At 70.5% G+C, this 17,985-nt stretch carries 19 protein-coding genes and 1 pseudogene; 10 read left to right on the forward strand and 10 right to left on the reverse strand.

The window, feature by feature from the left end:
• Positions 1 to 35 precede the first annotated feature (35 nt).
• Together ACFVT1_RS00410 and ACFVT1_RS00415 are read left to right on the forward strand one after the other, a co-directional pair.
• Positions 36 to 1,385 (forward strand): FAD-binding protein, encoded by a 1,350-nt coding sequence (locus tag ACFVT1_RS00410; protein WP_389791179.1) that lies wholly within the window; start codon positions 36 to 38, stop codon positions 1,383 to 1,385.
• A 146-nt stretch (positions 1,386 to 1,531) separates the two neighbouring features.
• Positions 1,532 to 2,371: a decaprenylphospho-beta-D-erythro-pentofuranosid-2-ulose 2-reductase gene (locus ACFVT1_RS00415; protein WP_389791181.1), complete on the forward strand. Its 840-nt coding sequence runs from the start codon at positions 1,532 to 1,534 to the stop codon at positions 2,369 to 2,371.
• 70 nt (positions 2,372 to 2,441) lie between these two features.
• Here the strand turns inward: ACFVT1_RS00415 and ACFVT1_RS00420 are convergent, their stop codons facing one another.
• The gene (locus ACFVT1_RS00420) at positions 2,442 to 3,032 is read right to left on the reverse strand and encodes a 2'-5' RNA ligase family protein (RefSeq protein WP_389791183.1); all 591 of its coding nucleotides are present in this window, start codon (positions 3,030 to 3,032) and stop codon (positions 2,442 to 2,444) included.
• A 130-nt stretch (positions 3,033 to 3,162) separates the two neighbouring features.
• The gene (gene trpS / locus ACFVT1_RS00425; protein ID WP_362208077.1) at positions 3,163 to 4,176 is read right to left on the reverse strand and encodes a tryptophan--tRNA ligase; all 1,014 of its coding nucleotides are present in this window, start codon (positions 4,174 to 4,176) and stop codon (positions 3,163 to 3,165) included.
• Positions 4,177 to 4,474: 298 nt separating this feature from the next.
• Here trpS and rocD point away from each other — a divergent pair, with 298 nt between their 5' ends.
• Positions 4,475 to 5,680 (forward strand): ornithine--oxo-acid transaminase, encoded by a 1,206-nt coding sequence (rocD, locus tag ACFVT1_RS00430; RefSeq protein WP_389791185.1) that lies wholly within the window; start codon positions 4,475 to 4,477, stop codon positions 5,678 to 5,680.
• A gap of 31 nt (positions 5,681 to 5,711) precedes the next feature.
• Here the strand turns inward: rocD and ACFVT1_RS00435 are convergent.
• Positions 5,712 to 5,795: pseudogene (locus ACFVT1_RS00435) on the reverse strand (glutathionylspermidine synthase family protein); the annotation flags it as partial.
• Positions 5,796 to 6,088: 293 nt separating this feature from the next.
• Here ACFVT1_RS00435 and ACFVT1_RS00440 point away from each other — a divergent pair.
• Positions 6,089 to 6,928: a hypothetical protein gene (locus tag ACFVT1_RS00440; protein WP_389792195.1), complete on the forward strand. Its 840-nt coding sequence runs from the start codon at positions 6,089 to 6,091 to the stop codon at positions 6,926 to 6,928.
• Positions 6,929 to 7,184: 256 nt separating this feature from the next.
• On the opposite strand, the gene ACFVT1_RS00445 is transcribed toward ACFVT1_RS00440, so the two are convergent.
• Both ACFVT1_RS00445 and ACFVT1_RS00450 read right to left on the reverse strand, forming a co-directional pair.
• Positions 7,185 to 8,717, reverse strand: a complete 1,533-nt coding sequence (locus ACFVT1_RS00445) for an MFS transporter (protein WP_389791186.1) — start codon at positions 8,715 to 8,717, stop codon at positions 7,185 to 7,187.
• Complete coding sequence (locus tag ACFVT1_RS00450; protein ID WP_389791188.1) at positions 8,707 to 9,279, reverse strand: SDR family NAD(P)-dependent oxidoreductase; 573 nt, start codon at positions 9,277 to 9,279, stop codon at positions 8,707 to 8,709. Before ACFVT1_RS00450 ends, ACFVT1_RS00445 begins: the two co-directional genes overlap by 11 nt.
• Before the next feature lie 438 nt (positions 9,280 to 9,717).
• On the opposite strand from ACFVT1_RS00450, the gene ACFVT1_RS00455 reads away from it, so the two are divergent.
• On the forward strand, positions 9,718 to 10,206 hold the full coding sequence (locus ACFVT1_RS00455) for a winged helix-turn-helix transcriptional regulator (protein ID WP_389791190.1): 489 nt from the start codon (positions 9,718 to 9,720) through the stop codon (positions 10,204 to 10,206).
• Between the two features lie 206 nt (positions 10,207 to 10,412).
• Here ACFVT1_RS00455 and ACFVT1_RS00460 read toward each other — a convergent pair whose 3' ends face one another.
• The gene (locus ACFVT1_RS00460; protein ID WP_389791191.1) at positions 10,413 to 11,621 is read right to left on the reverse strand and encodes a trans-sulfuration enzyme family protein; all 1,209 of its coding nucleotides are present in this window, start codon (positions 11,619 to 11,621) and stop codon (positions 10,413 to 10,415) included.
• A 63-nt stretch (positions 11,622 to 11,684) separates the two neighbouring features.
• Between ACFVT1_RS00460 and ACFVT1_RS00465 the strand changes: the two genes are divergently transcribed.
• A complete protein-coding gene (locus ACFVT1_RS00465) occupies positions 11,685 to 13,109 on the forward strand; it encodes a PLP-dependent aminotransferase family protein (RefSeq protein ID WP_389791193.1) in 1,425 nt (474 codons plus the stop codon).
• A 213-nt stretch (positions 13,110 to 13,322) separates the two neighbouring features.
• Here the strand turns inward: ACFVT1_RS00465 and ACFVT1_RS00470 are convergent, their stop codons facing one another.
• Positions 13,323 to 13,532: a DUF397 domain-containing protein gene (locus ACFVT1_RS00470; RefSeq protein WP_389791195.1), complete on the reverse strand. Its 210-nt coding sequence runs from the start codon at positions 13,530 to 13,532 to the stop codon at positions 13,323 to 13,325.
• A complete protein-coding gene (locus tag ACFVT1_RS00475) occupies positions 13,529 to 14,359 on the reverse strand; it encodes a helix-turn-helix domain-containing protein (protein ID WP_389791197.1) in 831 nt (276 codons plus the stop codon). Before ACFVT1_RS00475 ends, ACFVT1_RS00470 begins: the two co-directional genes overlap by 4 nt.
• A gap of 104 nt (positions 14,360 to 14,463) precedes the next feature.
• Here ACFVT1_RS00475 and ACFVT1_RS00480 point away from each other — a divergent pair, with 104 nt between their 5' ends.
• The 3 genes from ACFVT1_RS00480 to ACFVT1_RS00490 all read left to right on the forward strand — a co-directional run bounded on the left by ACFVT1_RS00480 (position 14,464) and on the right by ACFVT1_RS00490 (position 15,910).
• Positions 14,464 to 14,724 (forward strand): hypothetical protein, encoded by a 261-nt coding sequence (locus tag ACFVT1_RS00480; RefSeq protein ID WP_389791199.1) that lies wholly within the window; start codon positions 14,464 to 14,466, stop codon positions 14,722 to 14,724.
• On the forward strand, positions 14,721 to 15,134 hold the full coding sequence (locus ACFVT1_RS00485) for a hypothetical protein (protein WP_389791201.1): 414 nt from the start codon (positions 14,721 to 14,723) through the stop codon (positions 15,132 to 15,134). The genes ACFVT1_RS00480 and ACFVT1_RS00485 overlap by 4 nt, the downstream gene beginning before the upstream one ends.
• Positions 15,135 to 15,223: 89 nt before the next feature.
• Complete coding sequence (locus ACFVT1_RS00490; protein WP_389791203.1) at positions 15,224 to 15,910, forward strand: hypothetical protein; 687 nt, start codon at positions 15,224 to 15,226, stop codon at positions 15,908 to 15,910.
• Between the two features lie 166 nt (positions 15,911 to 16,076).
• Here ACFVT1_RS00490 and ACFVT1_RS00495 read toward each other — a convergent pair whose 3' ends face one another.
• Positions 16,077 to 16,889: a DUF6585 family protein gene (locus ACFVT1_RS00495; RefSeq protein ID WP_389791205.1), complete on the reverse strand. Its 813-nt coding sequence runs from the start codon at positions 16,887 to 16,889 to the stop codon at positions 16,077 to 16,079.
• Positions 16,890 to 17,113: 224 nt separating this feature from the next.
• Between ACFVT1_RS00495 and ACFVT1_RS00500 the strand changes: the two genes are divergently transcribed.
• Complete coding sequence (locus ACFVT1_RS00500; RefSeq protein WP_389791207.1) at positions 17,114 to 17,419, forward strand: YfhL family 4Fe-4S dicluster ferredoxin; 306 nt, start codon at positions 17,114 to 17,116, stop codon at positions 17,417 to 17,419.
• 19 nt (positions 17,420 to 17,438) lie between these two features.
• Here ACFVT1_RS00500 and ACFVT1_RS00505 read toward each other — a convergent pair whose 3' ends face one another.
• The gene (locus ACFVT1_RS00505) at positions 17,439 to 17,765 is read right to left on the reverse strand and encodes a hypothetical protein (protein WP_389791209.1); all 327 of its coding nucleotides are present in this window, start codon (positions 17,763 to 17,765) and stop codon (positions 17,439 to 17,441) included.
• Positions 17,766 to 17,985: the final 220 nt, after the last annotated feature.

Raw genomic sequence — 17,985 nt, forward strand, 5'->3', positions numbered from 1 at the left:
TCGAAAGGGTTTTCTCGGGCGATACGGTCACGATCATGTCTGTCGACACCGTGTCCCTGACCGGCTGGGGCCGTACCGCTCCGACGACCGCCCTGCGCTTCCGCCCCCGTACCTACGAGGAGGCGGCGGCGACGGTACGCGGCTGCGGGCCCCGCGGTTCCATCGCCCGGGGCCTCGGCCGGGCCCACGGCGACGCCGCGCAGAACGCGGGCGGCTCCGTGCTCGACATGACCGCGCTGAACCGGATCCGCACCATCGACGCCGCGACCGGCCTGGTGGTCTGCGACGCCGGGGTCAGCCTGCACCGGCTGATGGAGGTCCTGCTGCCGCTCGGCTGGTTCGTTCCCGTCACGCCGGCCACCCGCCATGTCACCGTGGGCGGAGCGATCGGCGCCGACGTCCACGGCCGCAACCACCACTTCGCCGGTGCCTTCTCCCGGCACGTCCGGGAACTGGAGCTGCTGACCGCCGACGGCGAGATCCGTACGGTCCGGCCCGGCACCCAGCTCTTCGACGCGACGACGGGCGGACTGGGGCTGACGGGCGTGATCCTCTCGGCCACGCTCCGGCTCCACCGCGTCACCAGCTCATGGATGTCGGTCGACACCGAACGGACCGTGGACCTGGACGACCTGCTGGCCAGGCTCTCCGCCGGAGACCACCGCTACCGCTACTCCGCCGCCTGGGTCGACCTCCTCGCCCGCGGCCGGGCCACGGGGCGTTCCGTACTCACCCGCGGGGAGCACGTACCCCGGTACCTGCTCCCCTCGCGCGCCCGGCGCACACCGCTGGCGTTCCGTCCGGGACAGCTGCCGTCCGCACCCGCCTTCGTACCGGAAGGGCTGCTCGGCCGCGCCTCCGTCGCCCTCCTCAACGAGCTCCGCTACCGCAGCGCTCCCGCGTACCGCATCGGCGAACTCCAGAAGCTCTCCACGTTCTTCCACCCCCTGGACGGCCTGCCGCACTGGAACCGGCTGCACGGCCGCGGCGGATTCGTGCGGTACCAGTTCGTCGTCGGGCACGGCCAGGAGGAGGCGCTGCGCCGGATCGTGCGCCTGATCTCGCAGCGGCGCTGCCCGTCGTCCCTCGCCGTCCTCAAGCGGTTCGGCGCGGGAGACCCGGGCTGGCTGTCGTTCCCGATGCCCGGCTGGACCCTCGCTCTCGACCTGCCCGCCGCCCTGCCGGGCCTGGCCGGGTTCCTGGACTCGCTGGACGAGGAGGTGGCGGGGGCCGGTGGCCGGGTCTGCCTGGCGAAGGACTCCCGGCTGCGGCCGGAGATGCTGGCCGTGATGTATCCGCGGCTGGCCGAGTTCCGGGCGCTGCGCGCCGAGCTGGACCCGAACGGGGCGTTCCGCTCCGACCTGTCACGCCGCCTGTCCCTGTGACCTGTCACATTGCCCGCTCCTCTTCTCCCGTCTTCTCTTCGCTCCTCTTCTCTTTCTCTCCTCCTTCTCTTGTCTCCTCCTCTCCTGTCTTCTCTTCTCTCCTCCTCTCCTGTCTTCTTCTTCTCTCCTCTGCAAGGAGTGTTTCCGTGAAGGACGCCTTCGGTGCCCCGCAGTCCCTGCTCGTTCTCGGCGGCACGTCGGAGATCGCTCTCGCCACCGCACGCCGGCTGATCGCCCGCCGCACCCGTACGGTCTGGCTGGCCGGCCGCCCCTCCCCCGCGCTCGACTCGGCCGCCACCGAACTGCGCACCCGCGGCGCCGACGTCCGTACGGTCGACTTCGACGCCCTGGACTCCGCGTCCCACGAGACCGCCCTGGGAAAGGTCTTCGCCGAGGGCGACATCGACGTGGTGCTCCTCGCCTTCGGCATCGCGGGCGACCAGGGGCGTGACGAGGAGGAGCCGCTCGCCGCGGTCCGGGTCGCCCAGACCAACTACACGGGCGCCGTCTCCGCCGGACTGGTGTGCGCCGGCGCGCTCCAGGCGCAGGGCCACGGCTCGCTGGTGGTGCTCTCCTCGGTGGCCGGCGAACGTGTCCGCCGCGCGGACTTCATTTACGGGTCCAGCAAGGCGGGCCTGGACGCGTTCGCGCAGGGGCTGGGGGACGCGCTCCAGGGCACGGGGGTGCAGGTGATGGTGGTACGCCCCGGAGTCGTGCGGCCCCGGAACGCGCGGCCGGAAGCCGCGGCCGGGCCGGGGGCGGCGGCAGGGACCCCGCGCACGAAGGCCCGGCTCTCCGCGGCCCGGTTCGCCGCGGCACCGCTGGAGGCGCCGCCGCTCACGACGACTCCGGACGAGGTCGCGGCAGCCGTCGTGACGGGCCTTCGGCGGGGTTCGGAGACGGTGTGGGTACCGGGGTCACTGCGGGTGGTGATGTCGGCACTGCGGCATGTGCCGCGCCCGTTGTTCCGGCGCCTGCCGGTCTGAGCCGGCGCGGGCCGGCGGGGCCCGCTCGGAGAGCGCGAGGGCGTCGGTCAAGGGCCGAGAGGGGGCTCCCTCAGGGCTGCAGAGAGGGCTCGTCCACGGTGGAGCCGCCCTGCGCGGGCACGGCGGGCGCACCGCCCCCGGCGCCGAACGGGAACTCGTTGATCTTGCGCCAGACGCTGTCCGGGCCCTGCTCGTACAGCGCGAAGGAACCGCAGGTCCAGGCGGCCTCGTAGTCGGAGAGCTCCTCGTACGCCCGGTCCATCGCCCGCTCGGGGATGCCGTGCGCCACGGTCACATGCGGGTGGTACGGGAACTGGAGCTCGCGCACCAGCGGCCCGGAGCTGTCCCTGACCCGCTTCTGCAGCCAGGTGCAGGCCGAGGCCCCTTCGACGACCTGGACGAAGACGACCGGCGAGAGGGGACGGAAGGTGCCCGTGCCGGAGAGCCGCATCGGGAAGGGGCGGCCCCCGGTCGCGATCTGGGCGAGATGCGCCTCGATCGCGGGCAGGTCGGCCGCCTCGGCCTCGGTCGGCGGAAGGAGGGTGACGTGGGTGGGAATGCCGTACGCGGCAGGATCCCCGAAGCTCGCGCGCCGCTCCTGGAGCAGGCTGCCGTAGGGCTCCGGGACCGCGATCGAAACGCCGAGCGTTACGGTCCCCACGTCGTTCTCCTCAATCCTCGATGATCGATGGTCCTCAGATGATCGATGGCCTGTTTTCGGCCATCCACCGGATCAACTTCCCGTCGCCAGTGTGACGCCTGCGGCCGCGAAACCGCCAGGGTCCTCGGACTCAGTGCTTCGCGGGCAGAAAGCCCATCCGGTCGTACGTCCGGGCCAGGGTCTCGGCCGCGACGGAGCGGGCCTTCTCCGCGCCCTTGGCCAGGATCGAGTCCAGGGTCTCCGGGTCGTCCAGGTACTCCTGCGTACGAGTGCGGAACGGTGTGACGAACTCGACCATGACCTCGGCGAGGTCCGTCTTGAGCGCACCGTAGCCCTTGCCCTCGTACTTCTGCTCCAGATCCGCGACACCGGTGCCGGTGAGCGTGGAGTAGATGCTGAGCAGGTTGCTGACGCCGGGCTTCTCGGCCCGGTCGAAGCGGATGACCGTGTCGGTGTCGGTGACCGCGCTCTTGACTTTCTTGGCGGTGGCCTTCGGCTCGTCGAGGAGGTTGATCAGGCCCTTCGGGGTGGCCGCCGACTTGCTCATCTTCGCCGACGGGTCCTGGAGGTCGTAGATCTTCGCCGTCTCCTTGAGGATGTACGGGTCGGGCACGGTGAAGGTGTCGCCGTAGCTGCCGTTGAACCGCTCGGCGAGGTTACGGGTCAGCTCCAGGTGCTGGCGCTGGTCCTCGCCGACCGGGACCTGGTCGGCCTGGTACAGCAGGATGTCGGCGACCATCAGCATCGGGTACGTGAAGAGGCCGACCGTGGTGCGGTCCGCGCCCTGCTTGGCGGACTTGTCCTTGAACTGCGTCATGCGGGACGCCTCGCCGAAGCCGGTGAGGCAGTTCATGACCCAGCCGAGCTGGGCGTGCTCGGGCACATGGCTCTGGACGAAGAGCGTGCAGCGCTCCGGGTCGAGACCGGCGGCGAGGAGCTGGGCGACGGCGAGCCTGGTGTTCGCGCGCAGCTCCGCGGGGTCCTGCGGAATGGTGATCGCGTGCAGGTCCACGACCATGTAGAAGGCGTCGTGGGATTCCTGCAGCGCCACCCACTGGCGGACCGCACCGAGGTAGTTGCCGAGGTGGAACGAGCCTGCGGTGGGCTGGATTCCGGAGAGCACGCGGGGGCGTTCAGAGGCCATGAAGCCCATTGTCTCAGGTACGGAACCCATCTCCGGCAGCCGGTGCGGAAGGGGCACGGGAGCAGCACGGAAGGTGGAGGGACTCGGGACGCGCACCGTCGCGAATGAGACGAGCACCACAATCGGGAGGCACGGCGGGAGGCGCGGGAGACACGAGGGGAGACGCGAGGGGAGACGCGGCCGGATCACGCAGCGGAACGGGCGCGCCGTGATTTGAAGGTTTCCTCGCCAGGGTTGCGACCGACGATACAAAGTGGGCACCACCCCCCGCCCACGCCGCACGACGAACGGAGATCCCGTGTCGACCACGGAAACTGCCATCGCCTCCGCCGAGGCGCACAGCGCGCACAACTACCATCCGCTGCCCGTCGTCGTCGCCTCGGCGGACGGAGCCTGGATGACCGATGTCGAGGGCAGGCGCTATCTCGACATGCTCGCCGGATATTCGGCGCTCAACTTCGGTCACGGCAACCGGCGCCTGCTCGACGCCGCCAGGGCGCAGCTGGAGCGGGTGACCCTCACCTCGCGCGCCTTCCACCACGACCGGTTCGCCGATTTCTGCACCCAGCTCGCGGACCTGTGCGGCATGGAGACGGTGCTGCCGATGAACACCGGCGCGGAGGCCGTGGAGACGGCGGTGAAGACCGCCCGCAAGTGGGGCTACCAGGTGAAGGGTGTCCCGGACGGCATGGCGAAGATCATCGTCGCCGCGAACAACTTCCACGGCCGTACGACGACGATCATCAGCTTCTCCACGGACCCGGAGGCGCGGGAGGGCTTCGGTCCGTACACGCCGGGGTTCGAGATCGTGCCGTACGGGGATCTGACCGCGCTCGCGGAGGCGATGACCGAGAACACCGTGGCGGTGCTGCTGGAGCCGATCCAGGGCGAGGCCGGGGTGCTGGTGCCGCCGCCCGGCTATCTCCCCCGGGTCCGTGAGCTCACCCGCGAGCGGAACGTGCTGTTCATCGCGGACGAGATCCAGTCGGGCCTGGGCCGGACCGGGAAGACCTTCGCCTGTGAGCACGAGGGTGTCGTGCCGGACATGTATGTGCTCGGCAAGGCGCTGGGCGGTGGTGTGGTGCCGGTGTCGGCGGTCGTCTCCTCGCAGGACGTGCTCGGGGTGATCCGGCCCGGTGAGCACGGTTCGACGTTCGGCGGGAATCCTCTTGCCTGCGCGGTCGCGCTGGAGGTCGTCGCGATGCTCCGCACCGGCGAATTCCAGCAGCGGGCGACCGAGTTGGGCGAACACCTCCACCAGGAGCTGGGGCTGCTGGCGAGCGGGGGCGCGGTGGAGGAGGTACGGGGGCGCGGGCTGTGGGCGGGCGTCGACATCGCGCCGAGCCACGGCACCGGCCGGGAGATCTCCGAGAAGCTGATGGACCGCGGGGTGCTGGTCAAGGACACCCATGGCTCGACGATCCGGATCGCCCCGCCGCTGGTGATCAGCAAGGAGGACCTGGACTGGGGGCTGGAGCAGCTCCGCGGCGTCCTGCGCGGCTGAGTCCGGGGGCGGGCCGCCGGGCCGGGATCCAGAGGATGACGTGGGGCAGGAAGCGGGCGTACTCGTCCGTGACCAGCCCCGCCGATTCGCGGATGCCGAGCCCGGCCGCCTCGTCCCTGGACGACCTCCATCCCGGTTCAGCCGCCGCCGGTGCCCGAGCAGCCGAAACCGCCGCGGTCGACCGCGGACTCGTTGATGCGACCAGCGCACCTTCACCGGCCCGATCCTGTGAAGGTTCAGTTTTCCGTCCGCTGTGACCGACCAGCGGGCATTCGCGGTGAAGCGGACGGATCGCCGGTTGTCCCGCCTCTACTTGAACCGGGGCTCGGCGGACAAACGGTCGCAGGATACGGCCGACAGCGGGTCCACCGAACGTCCGCAAGTAGAGTCCTTGGTGTGCTTCTCGGGATGATCTGCGCGCTCGGCGCCGCTGTTTGCTTCGGTACGGCCTCCGTTCTCCAGGCCGTCGCCTCGCGGGCCGCCGCCGAGCCGGGGTCGGACGCGGGAGTCGATCCGGCCCTGCTGCTGCGCGCGCTGCGGCAGTGGCGCTACCTCGCCGGACTCGCCCTCGACGGCTGCGGTTTCGTCCTCCAGATCGTCGCCCTGCGGTCCCTGCCGATCTACGCGGTGGGCGCCGCCCTGGCCGCGAGCCTCGCGGTGACGGCCGTGGTCGCCGCCCGGCTGCTCGGCGTGCGGCTGAGCGGCGTCGAGTGGACCGCCGTCGGGATCGTCTGCGCGGGGCTGGGCATGCTGGGGCTCGCCTCCGGCGGCGAGGGCCACGGGACCGGTTCGGCGGCTCTGACCTGGTGGATGCTGGGGATCGCCCTCGGCATCCTGCTGATCGGCACGGCGGCCGGACGCCTCCCGGAGAAGCCGCGGGCTCTCGTCCTGGGGCTGGGCGCGGGGTGCGGTTTCGGGGTGGTCGAGGTCACCGTCCGGCTGATCGACGACCTGTCCCCGTCCGCGCTGCTCACCAACCCGGCCGTGTACGCGCTGCTGCTGGGCGGCGGTTCGGCGTTCCTGCTGCTCACCTCGGCGCTGCAACGCGGTTCGGTGACGACGGCGACGGCCGGCATGGTGCTCGGCGAGACGATCGGCCCGGCGCTGGTGGGCGTCGTCTGGCTCGGGGACCGTACCCGTGAGGGCCTCGGCTGGCTGGCGGTCGCCGGTTTCGTGGTGGCGGTGGCGGGTGCACTGGCCCTGGCCCGGTTCGGCGAGGCACCGCAGGACGCCCCCGAACCGGCCTGAGCCCGCCCGCACCGTCCGCACCGTCCACAACCGGCGCGCACCGCCCGCACCACCTGCACTGCCCGCACCGCCTGCACTGCCCGCACCGCCCGCACCGCCCGCACCGCCCGCACCGCCCGCAATCGGCGCGAACCGCGCCGGGCGGGCGCCCGGGGAGCCGGGCGAGCTCGACGAGGGGGAGGCGCCGACCCCGGCGGCCTCCCCTTCGGTGCGGTCGTTCCCGAGTTGTCCCAACTGAGGGGTGCCCGGTGGTGCGTCAGGCTCTTCGACCGGGGTCGCGCTCGGCTCCCTCCACTGCCTTGTCCGCCGGTGCCCCGTTCGCCAGTGCCCCGTTCGCCGCGGCCACAGGGACGGTCGCCCTGCGGCGGGCCCATATCGACAGCCCGAGTGCCACGGCCGTGCCGGCGAGGAGGACGGCGACCGCGATCCAGGTGGCGTAGCCGACCGCGTCGGTGAAGGCGGTGCGCGGGTCGCGGACGTGGGCGAGGCGGTCCTCGAAGCGTGTGGTGATCAGCGTGCCGAGGATGCTGGTGCCGAGGACGGCGCCGATCTGACGGGCGGCGTTGACGGTGCCGCCCGCCTCGCCCTCGCGGCCGTGGGGGACGTGGCCGACGGCGAGTGCGGTGGACGGGGCGTTGGCGAGACCGCAGCCGAGGCCGAACAGGACGAAGGCGGCGGCGTATCCGGCGAACGCGGTGTCCGGTTCGACCCGCGCGAAGAGGGCGGCGCCGACGGCGGCCAGCAGCAGGCCCACCGTGATCAGGACGCGCGGGCCGAGTCGGCGTACGAGTATTCCAGCCAGGACCGAGGCCGCGATGAACGCGCCGAATTCCGCCAGGAGTTGCACGCCCACCTGTAGGGCGGTCAGCCCCCGCACCCGCTGCAGCCACAGCACCTGGAGGAGGGAGAGGCCGACGAAGCCGAACAGGACCGTCGCGGCCAGCAGCAGTGAGGCGCCGTAGGAGGGATCGCGCATCAGCCGCAGGTCGACCATGGGCGCCGCGCGGCGCAGTTCGACCACGGTGAAGGCGGCCAGCAGGAGGACCGCCGCCGCGGCGGCGGCCAGGGCTCGCGCCGACCCGTAGCCGTGGTGGCCGCCGTCGATCAGCCAGAAGACCAGCAGCGCCAGACCGGCAATCGCGGTGAACTGGCCTGCCCAGTCGAGGCGTTGGGCTGGATTGCGGGACTCGGCGACCCGGCCGAGCGCGACCGCCGCCGCGAGACCTGCCACAACGAGGTTGAGCCAGAACGCCGCGTGCCAGGTCCACCAGCGCAGCGCGAGGCCCGCGACGAGGGGGCCGACGGCCAGGCCCAGCCCGGAGGTGGCCGCCCATGCGGCGATCGCCCCGGCGCGGCGGCGCGGGTCGCGGACGGCGTGGGTGATCAGCGCGAGCGAGCTGGGAGTGATCAGGGCGCCGCCCAGGCCGGCGATCGCCTGACCGGTGAGGACGGTGGCCAGGCTGTCGGAGAGAATCAGCGTCAGAGCGCCCGCGGCCATCGCCGCGGTCCCGGCCAGGAAGACGCGCCGCCGCCCCCACCGGTCGGCCAGGGCGCCGGCGCCGAGCACGCAGGACGCCACGACCAGGGTGTACATGCTGGGCACCCACACCATGTCGGCCGGGTCGAGGCGAAGGTCGGCCTGGACGGCGCCGAGCGTGCCTATGGTCTCGGTGGTCTGGAGGAACACCGTGAACAGCCCCAGGCAGGCGGCGACGAGGACCGGCCCGGGGCGGCTGCCACCGGCATTGCCGCGTTCCTCGGTTGCCGGGTCACGTAGGTCAGTGGTCATGATTCGCTCCTGCAGACAGCGCGGACAGCATGGTCTTGATCCGGCCGGTGACGGCGTCGGCGAGGACTTCCTCGCGGTCGGCCTCGACGGCGTCGAGGACCTGGCCGACCACGTCGGCAGGGCTGATCTTGGGCTGGTCGACGTGGCCGGCCATGTCGGTGTCGATGAACGCGGCGTGCACGGCGACCGTGAGGGTGCCCTGCGCGCGCAGCTCTTCGCGCACCGCGTTGGTCATCGACCAGGCCGCCGCCTTGGAGACGCCGTACGAGCCGATCTGGGGCAGCGCGTGCCAGGAGAGTGCGGAGAGCCCGTTGACCAGGCCCCCGCCGCCGTTCCGGCCCAGAACGGACGAGGACGCGCTCTCCGCGGGGGCGCCCTGGACGACGCGGGCCTGCCGGGCGCGGACCGGGCGGCCCTGCCCGGCGGCCCGTTCCCGCATGGCGGTGAGTGCCGCCGCCACCGCATGGCTCCCGTGTGCACCCGCCCAGGACCGCCACAGGGGGTCGATCCGGGCCGCCGCCTCATCGGTGGCACACGTGCCGCCGGGTAGTGAAGTCCTCATTCCGGTCTCCTCGTTCGATCGAGCTCTAAGCCATGCTCGAACCAGATAGTTGGAAAACAGGACTCACTATAAAGACGTTAGTTGGAAAAACAAACGCACCCCTCGGCGACCCGTCGACCACGGGCTCACTGGTGGGTCTACTTTTCCAACTCGCGGGTTTACACTGGGAGGGCAAGCGGCCCGGACGGCAGACGATGGGTGACGTACCGCTGGGCGGCGGGTGAGCCCGGGGCTCCCGCCGAGACGCGCCGGGCACCCCTCGATCCGGGCCGCACCGGCCCGCCGCGAGACCGGCGAGGACGGGAGAGCCCGGCGGACCGGCAGACCGGCAGACCGGCAGACCGCAGGCTCTGCCGCCGAAGCGGCGCCCGCCCGCGCCGTGCCCCGCCCGCGCCGTACCCCGTCCGCACTCCGCCCCTTCCCCGGAGGTCCACACCGATGACCGTCGTCCGCCCGCGCCCCTGCTCCATCGCGAACTCGCTCGCCGTCATCGGCGAACGCTGGAGTCTGCTCGCGCTGCGGGAGGTGTTCCTCGGGGTGCGCCGCTTCGACCAGATCGCGGCGAACACCGGCGCCAGCCGGGACATCCTCACCGCCCGGCTGAAGAAGCTCGTGGAGCACGGCGTCCTGGCCAAGGAGCTCTACCAGGCCCACCCGCCGCGCTACGAGTACACGCTGACCGAGACCGGACTCGCGCTGCACCCGGTCCTGCTCGCCCTCAAGGAATGGGGCGACCGCTATGTGACCGAGGGAGAACCCCCGACGGTGTTCGGGCACGACTGCGGCGCGGAACTCCATCCGCGCACCGTCTGCGACGCCTGCAGTCGGCCCGTCCCTCTCGACAGCACCCACGCGATCCGCATCGGCGGCATCCCGCAGCACTCCGGGGCGGACGCTCCCGACGAGTCGCCGTCGACGAGCACGTGATCATTCCTTCGCCACCGAGGACCGCCCGTAAACGCGCCGTTCGCCGTGCGCCATGCGCCACACCTGCCGCCAACCGCCACAGCGCTCTCCGGACCGCCGCGGCGCTCTCCTGACCACCCGCGCCCGGCCGCCACGCGAGGAACGCTCCCGAACGGCGTTCAGGCAGGCCGTGACCGCGGCGACCGGGTGGCGTATGACGCGCTCGGTCAGTTCCCTGGCGTGGTCGAGCAGTTCCCGGGTGAGGCCGACGAGGCGAGCGCCTGGCTGAGATCGGCGATCAGGTCTGCTTCGTGTTCGAGGCCGACCGCGAACCGGATCAGGCCGCCCGGGACTCCGGCCTCGGCGAGTTCCTCCTCGGTCAGTTCGTTCGACCACATCGCGGCGGGCCGCACCAGTGTCGAGCGGGTGCCGCCCAGGCTGGGGGAACGCACCGGAAGGCTCAGCGCCGAGATGAGCTGCTCGGCCGTGGCCCGGCCGCCGCGGAGCTCGAAGCTCAGCAGTCCGCCGAAACCCCGCATCTGCCGCTTCGCGAGGTCGTGCTGGGGATGCTCCGGGAGCCCGGGGTAGTTCACCGTTCGTACCGCGGGGTGACCGGCCAGGTACTCCGCGACGGCCTGCGCGCACTGGTTCTGCCGCTCCGCCCGCAACGACAGTGTCCGCAGGCCGCGCAGCGCGAGCCAGGCATCGAACGGGCTGATCACCGAGCCCACCATGGTGTGTGCTTTCCAGAGCCGTTCGATCAGCTCGCCGCTCCCGAGCACGATTCCGGCCTGCACGTCCGCATGCCCTGATATGGCCTTGGTGACACTGTGCATGACGAGGTCCACGCCCTGCTCCAGCGGCCGCTGGTTGAAGGGGGTCGCCACGGTGTTGTCGGCGAAGGTGAGGACGCCCCGGGCGCGGGCCGCCGTGGTGACCGCTTCCACATCGGTCAGCCGGAGCAGCGGATTGCTGGGCGTCTCCAGCATGATCAGCCTGGTCTGCGGCGTGAGGGCCCGGACGAAGGCGTCGGCGTCGGTCTGGTCCACGAAGGTCACCTCGATCCCGAAGCGGGGTGCGACATCGCGCAGCAGACTCAGCGTGCCGCCGTACATGCTGTGCTGGGCGACGACATGGTCGCCCTGGGACAGCAGGGCGACCACGGCTGTGGTGATCGCCCCCATGCCGGACGCCGTGGCCAGGGCCGCCTCGGCCCCCTCCACGGCCGCGACGACACGCTCCAGCCGGGCCTGCGTCGGGTTGCCGTAGCGCCGGTAGTAGCGCAGGGGCTGGGACTGCTCGTTGAGTGCGTCGAAGTCCTCTGCCGTAGGGGCCGAATAGTTCACCGCCTGGTGGATGGGCGGCGCCACACCCAGTTCGTCCGGATCGGCGTCGGCGTGCGCAAGGAGAGTCTCGAAGGCCGGGAAAGAGTCCATGGCGTGAGCATGCAGGTTGATTGGCATTGTTTCCGATATCCAATCAGGGCAACATTGGACTGCATGGATGCCTCAAACCTGTCAGCTGGTCTCATCAGCGGCTCGTCTGGACCGCTCTACCAACGGCTGGCCGAGGGCCTCCGTGACGCCGTGCGCCGGGGTGAGGCCGGCGCCGGTTCCAAGCTGCCTTCCGAGCGCGACCTCGCACGGTTGCTGGGCGTCAGCCGGACCACCGTGATCGGCGCCTACCGGCTGCTGCGCGAGGAGGGCCTGCTGGAGAGCGCGCGCGGCAGCGGCACCCGGGTCGTCGCCTCCGGCCGCTGGATCGGTCCGGCGGTCCCGGCCGCGGCCCTGCCGTCGGGCAAGCTGACGGGCGAGCCGGCGGCCGGTGTGGTGGACCTGTCCGGATCCGCCGTCGTCGGCCCCGACGCGGTACCCCGCCTGGCACCGGACATCACCGACCTGTGCGCACTGACCACCGACTTTGGTTACCAGCCGCTCGGCCTTCCCTCCCTGCGGGGCCAGATCGCCGCCCGCTACACCCGGCTCGGGCTGCCGACCACGGCCGACGAAGTGCTCGTCACCAGCGGAGCGCAGCAGGCGATCAGCCTGCTGTTCACGCTGTTCGGCCGCAACGGCGGCGTCATCGTCACCGAGAACCCCGGCTACGTCGGCGCCCTCGACGCCGCCCACGCCGCAGGGGCGACACTCCTCGCGCTGCCCACCGACGCCGAGGGCATCAAGGTAGGCCCGCTGCGCGAGACGCTCGCCCGCTGTCCCGTCTCGCTGCTGTACGTGATGACGACCTGCCAGAACCCCACCGGCGCGGTCATGAGCACCCAGCGGCGCACCGAGATCGCCCGGCTCGCCGAGCACGCCGGTGTCCCGGTCGTCGACGACACAACCCTCGCCGACCTGGTCTTCGAAGGACGCTGGCGCCCCCTGCCGACCGCCGCTTCCGGCATCACCATCGGATCCTTGAGCAAGCTCTTCTGGCCCGGCCTGCGAATCGGCTGGCTGCGAGCGCCCCAAGCGCTGATGACCAGGCTCGCCCGCCTGAAGGTCGTGGCGGATCTCGGATCCTCACACGTCGGCCAGCAACTGGCCTCCCGTCTCCTGCCGGTGTCCGAGGACATGGCCACGGCACGGCGGGAGCAACTGACCGCGCGCCTCGACCTGCTGACCGAACTCCTGCGGACACGGCTGCCGACCTGGTCGTGGACCCGCCCGTCGGGCGGCCCCTTCCTGTGGGTGCGGCTCCCGTACGGCGACGCGGAGACCCTCGCCCAACTCGCCCTCGGTTACGGAGTCCAGGTACTCCCCGGCGCCAGAACCTCGGCCGACCGCAGCTTCGCCGATCACCTCCGCCTGTCGTTCGTGCACGAACCAGCAAACTTGCGGGTCGCGGTCGACCGACTCGGCGAAGCCTGGGCCGCGTTCCAGTCCGCCCACGACGCGAGCCACCCTCGCCCCTTCGCCACGGCCTGACGAAGGAGCGGCACCCGCCGTGCAGGCGCCGCCCGCGAGGGCCGAGCCAGACGCCGTGAGCCAGCAACTCGCGTCCCTTGAGCTTGAGTTCGCTAAGGCCACGGGAACCCGAGGGGTGCGGCGAGGGCCTTCGTCACGTCCGGGCAGCACGAAGCCCCACCATGCCGGGCACGATGGGGCGACGCCGAACCAGCCGGTCAACCGGTCAACCGGTCAGACGGTGCCGAACTCTCCGCCCCTGACGCCCGCCACGAAGGACGCGAACGCGGCAGCGGGAACGTCCAGAACGGGACCACCCGGGCTCTTCGAATCACGGACGGGAACCACGCCGCGCGAAGCGATGAGGTTTGCGGCGACCTCTACGCACTGGCCGCCGTTGCTGCTGTATGAGGACTTGAACCAGCGAGGGGATTCGGTCGTCACGGGGCGCCCTTTCGTACCTGCTCGATCACGGCTACGGACGCTGCTTGGGACAACGCTTCGGCCTGTAGTTGATGGTAGGCCGTCAACAGAGGCTGTACGAACCTCATATCGCGCTCCAGTCGCCCTTGCTGTGCCGACTCGGCGTATGCGATATGGGACCGGTCAGTGAGGGTCAGCAGTGTCACGGGAAGATCGAACGCCCTACGCTCCCCCAGGTCGTACGGGGCCACTTGCACGACAGTGGAAGGCAGCTCGGCGAACGCGGCGAGCCGGTCCAGTTGTCCCGCCATGACCGCGGGGCCACCCACCGGTCGCCGAATGCAACTCTCGTCGAGGACGACATACACCAACGGCGAGGGAGTCCGTTCCAGGGACGCCTGCCTTTGAGCGAGGAGTGCGAGTCGCTCCTCTGCCTGCTGCTCCGTGATCGCTCCCCGCCGCACGGCACCCCTGGTGATGGATGTGGCGTACTCCGGCGTCTGAAGCAACCCCGGAATGATTCCCAGTTCAAAGAGCCTGATCTCTACCGCCCGCACTTCATGCGCCACGAACTCCGGGAACCCCTCAAGTATCGCGGTGTTCCATACGGCCCGCCCCTGGCGTTCGAGCCGATCACCCGTTCCAAACGCCCTGTCAGCACTCGCCGCAAAGCGGGGGGTTGGAGGTCGCCGTCCAGTTTCGACGGCGGAAATATGCGTTCCGGAGCAGCCCATGCGCGCCGCTAACTCATCCTGTGTCCAGCCGCGCTCATCCCGCAACTGCCGTAGACGCTGACCAAAGCGCGCACCGGGCGACCTTTCAGGGTCCAGCTCTTTGCGGTTCACCATCTGGACGTCCCACTCTCCGTTCAAACGGCGCAAGTTGAAGACAGTCCGACTCTAGGTCAATGCTGGGCCTCCGGTAGCGGAATGACTACGGAGAGGAGTGGCTCATGATTGCGAAGAACAGCCTCCCGAACGGACAGGAATCCCACCGCACTCCAACCCCCGGCACGCTCATGGCAGATGCGAGTCACGGTGGCCGTGTAGGAGAGTTCCGCGGGCTCGCCGGCCCGCACTGGTCCCTGCGGCCGCTCGGTGGCGGTGCCGAGTGGGAAGCCGAGCCCGAGTGGGTCCGCGCGCTCACCCCCGCCGAGCAGCTGAGCGCCGAGAACGCGTTGCGGAACCTCAGGAGCAGGCGGGGTGGGCTGTGAGCACGAGCCCCTGCGCGTCTCAGGACCAGTACCTTGCCGAGGCGTATGCGGTCGACGGCCGGACGACCGTCTATCTCGGCGGAGTACTCGTCGCGACTCCCCGGCCTGCGCTCCGGTGGCTCCGGGGGCAGGCCGAACGGCTCGCGAGCGGGTTGGATCCGGACCCCGGCGCCCTGTGGATTCCCCTGTCCGTGTGCGAACGGGCACCCCGCTCCGCGGCTGACGCACCGACCGAGCTGCGGGCCTGGGCGGTTGACGACGGGCGTCAGGACGAGGCGTTGCAACGGCTCGCCGCGGGTGCCGAGTTCGAGTTCGTCGCCGAGGACGAGACGACCTGGTACGGGCTCACCGCCCGCGCTCTGCTCATACCGGAGTTCACCCCAAAGACGGACGCCCTGATCAGCACGTAGCCCACACGAACCCCGTCCGGCTGCCCCCAAGTCATAGGGGACGGTGGCATTCGGGCGGCTTCATCCGCCAGAGGAGAGATCGGGAAGGCATGAGCACCCTCGTCGACAGTCAGCACAGCCGCACGCGCCGAGCGCACGCAGAGGCAACGCCGGAGACGGAAGAACCCCCGCCGTTCATGGTTCCCCACGTCACGTCGCGGAGCACTGACGTCACCGTCCGGCTGTCCGAACTGACCGTTGAGATCACCCCGGGCGGGCCCCGGCTCGCCTACACCGTCCCGACGCCCACGGACCGCGACAACCACGGGAATCTCTGGATTCGCCTGTCCGACGGGCCGGTCAGGGGGCGCCCCTTGTACGAGTGCATGCACGCACACCGGCAACGCACGTGCATGGAAGACCTGCTGTGCCAGGTGTGCGCCGGGCCGGCCGACCGGAACAAGCAGGGCTGGCTGTTCATCGACTGGCGGCGCGAGGACTCGCCCCCGACAGGGCCCGAGCGGTCCATCACGTCCATGCCGCCCCTGTGCGCCCGGTGCGCCCGGGTCTCCGCGTGGTACTGCCCGTTTCTGCGCCGCACCGAGTACGCCGTTCTGCGTGTGCGGAAACCACAGCTCTACGGGGTGTCGGGAACCGTCTGCACCGTGATGGCCAACGGCTGGCGGGAGTCGGAAACCGACTTCCTTTCCGCATACAGCAAGCCCCGGTTTCCCGGCATGCTCGCGTCCCGTCTCCACCGCGAGTTGCGCGGTGTGACCGTCGTGGATCTCCCGTAGCCCCTCGCCCGCAGCTTCCGTCATCCGGCGGGGACCTCCCAGGGCTCCGGACCCACTCACGCCCGGCAGCCCACCCGATGACGGGCCGTTCGGCTCCGCGTGACGACACGGGGCGGAGTCGAACAACCCCGAGCCCGACCGGGACGGGGACCAGCAAGAGTGGATATCACCCCGCGTCTTCCCGACGGATCTTTGATCGCGGCCGCTCCCCGGCCGCCTCCTGGCGCATCCTTGTGGCGAGGGCCAGGAAGACCGACAGATTCTGGACCGTCTCCACGGGGAGCCTGGCCCACGGTTTTCCGTCGCCGTGCCGATGGATCTCCAGCCAGCCGTGTGTCACCGTGACCCGGTCGACCTCGCGCCAGCCGAGCCGGTGGTCGAGGTACCCGACACCGGCGGGATCGAGGTGGGCCCCGAAGAAGTCGACCCGTTCGCCCGCCTTCAGGCGGTCGCTGTCCTGCGGCAGCCGTACGCGCGTGAATGCCTTGTCCAGCTCGTCGGTGAACCGGGCGGCCTCCTTGTACGCGTCGGTCACCGTGATCTCGGTGCCCTCACGGGGACACACCCAGAGTTCGTGTGTGGTGGCGCTGGTGATCCCGTTCGTCACTTTGGTGCTGCGCCGCCGGATGCCCTCGATCTCGTCCCAGGAGTACGCCTCCGGCACGTGCCCGGCGAACTCCCGGACAATGCCGTGCTGGTAGTGGCCCACCCAGACCTGCACCTGCCGTCTCGTGAGCGCGAGGAAGAGGAAGTACCCGGCTACGGCGACCACGGCGGCCCCCAAAATGAGCAGCGGCAGCCCGTTGTACCAGGCGCCGTGGCTCCGCTGGCCCTCCACCGCGGTCGAAATCCCCAGCCGGAGCATCGGCAGCCCGACCAGCGCCGGCAGCAGCACCACGATCCACGGAAAGCGCTTGGGCTCGGTCCACACCAGCCCCTGGCGCGAACCGAGTTCGAAGTCCCGCGCGACTCTGCGCATGGAGGGCGGAACAGGAGTGGAACCACGATCCGACACAAGCCCCCCAAGGCCAGACAGTTGAGGGCCATTGTCGAGGAGAGGAGCCCGTACGGGAAGAGCGCCCCGGCCCGGCGCATCGGTTGCGCGGATGGTCCCGCACCACCTGCCTGCAGGCGCCGCGCGGTACTGCCCGGCTGTTCGCTCGTTGGTCATCTGACTGCACCAAACGACAGGAGCGAGCGGCAATGGCCATCAAGATCACCGAAGACTGCATCAACTGCGGTGCCTGCGAGCCCGAGTGCCCGAACGAGGCGATCAACGAGGGTGACGAGATCTACGTGATCGACCCCAACGCCTGCTCGGAGTGCGTGGGCCTCTACGACCAGCTCGCGTGCCAGGCCGTGTGCCCGGTGGAGAGCTGCCTGACGGATCCGGACAGGGTGGAGACCGAGGACGTCCTGATCAACCGAACCTTGAGCCTGCACCCCGACGACAACGAGCTCCGACGCAAGGCAGCCGCCAACGACTACCCCAGCCACTTTCGAAAGTGAACTTTCGCCGCTCTGCGGGTCAGGAGGAGCTCGCGCCGATCCGGCGGGCGTGGCGCTGACGTACGAGAGCGGTGTGCATGCGCTCCACGGCGGCGCGGTCGGGTGCGTGGTAGGCACGCGCGTCGCGGTCGTAGTTGTCGAGTAGCTGCTGTCCGACCAGTACCTTCTTGTCCAGGTCCTTGCCGCAGGCCTTGAACAGCTCGCGGTAGCGGGCCTGGTATTCCGGGCGGCCTTTCTTGCGGCTGGGTGCGGCGGCTGCGGGTTGTCCGTGACCTGCGAGGCATGACGCAGCAAGGCCGCCGAGCGTAACCCTGAGCGCCTGGCGGCGCGTTGGTTCGAAAGTCATGCACGGAAAGTAGCAGATTGGCTACGTGAAGCTACCGGGCGACCGTGGGCCCGTATCGGCCAGGCCCAGCCAATGCGCTGACGGCGGGCAGGGGCAACGTGGTCAACTCCTCCAGCTCTCCTTCAGCAACCTGGTGTTGAGATGGATTGGAGGAACGTTGCATTTCAGGGCGCTCAAGCAATTCGGCTGCCGGAACGTCAACAGGTCCGCGGGTGGCCGG

Origin of the sequence: Streptomyces sp. NPDC057963 (assembly GCF_042887155.1) — a bacterium.
Taxonomy (GTDB): Bacteria; Actinomycetota; Actinomycetes; order Streptomycetales; family Streptomycetaceae; genus Streptomyces.

Bases quoted from the DNA above. Each gene is read 5' to 3' on its own strand.
- trpS (WP_362208077.1), bottom strand. From the start codon at position 4,176: ATGGCCTCTGAACGCCCCCGCGTGCTCTCCGGAATCCAGCCCACCGCA.
- ACFVT1_RS00465 (WP_389791193.1), top strand. From the start codon at position 11,685: ATGGATGCCTCAAACCTGTCAGCTGGTCTCATCAGCGGCTCGTCTGGA.
- ACFVT1_RS00490 (WP_389791203.1), top strand. From the start codon at position 15,224: ATGAGCACCCTCGTCGACAGTCAGCACAGCCGCACGCGCCGAGCGCAC.
- ACFVT1_RS00495 (WP_389791205.1), bottom strand. From the start codon at position 16,889: ATGCGCAGAGTCGCGCGGGACTTCGAACTCGGTTCGCGCCAGGGGCTG.
- ACFVT1_RS00445 (WP_389791186.1), bottom strand. From the start codon at position 8,717: ATGACCACTGACCTACGTGACCCGGCAACCGAGGAACGCGGCAATGCC.
- ACFVT1_RS00455 (WP_389791190.1), top strand. From the start codon at position 9,718: ATGACCGTCGTCCGCCCGCGCCCCTGCTCCATCGCGAACTCGCTCGCC.
- ACFVT1_RS00480 (WP_389791199.1), top strand. From the start codon at position 14,464: ATGATTGCGAAGAACAGCCTCCCGAACGGACAGGAATCCCACCGCACT.
- ACFVT1_RS00500 (WP_389791207.1), top strand. From the start codon at position 17,114: ATGGCCATCAAGATCACCGAAGACTGCATCAACTGCGGTGCCTGCGAG.
- ACFVT1_RS00460 (WP_389791191.1), bottom strand. From the start codon at position 11,621: ATGGACTCTTTCCCGGCCTTCGAGACTCTCCTTGCGCACGCCGACGCC.
- ACFVT1_RS00440 (WP_389792195.1), top strand. From the start codon at position 6,089: ATGATCTGCGCGCTCGGCGCCGCTGTTTGCTTCGGTACGGCCTCCGTT.
- ACFVT1_RS00410 (WP_389791179.1), top strand. From the start codon at position 36: ATGTCTGTCGACACCGTGTCCCTGACCGGCTGGGGCCGTACCGCTCCG.
- ACFVT1_RS00505 (WP_389791209.1), bottom strand. From the start codon at position 17,765: ATGACTTTCGAACCAACGCGCCGCCAGGCGCTCAGGGTTACGCTCGGC.
- ACFVT1_RS00475 (WP_389791197.1), bottom strand. From the start codon at position 14,359: ATGGTGAACCGCAAAGAGCTGGACCCTGAAAGGTCGCCCGGTGCGCGC.
- ACFVT1_RS00450 (WP_389791188.1), bottom strand. From the start codon at position 9,279: ATGAGGACTTCACTACCCGGCGGCACGTGTGCCACCGATGAGGCGGCG.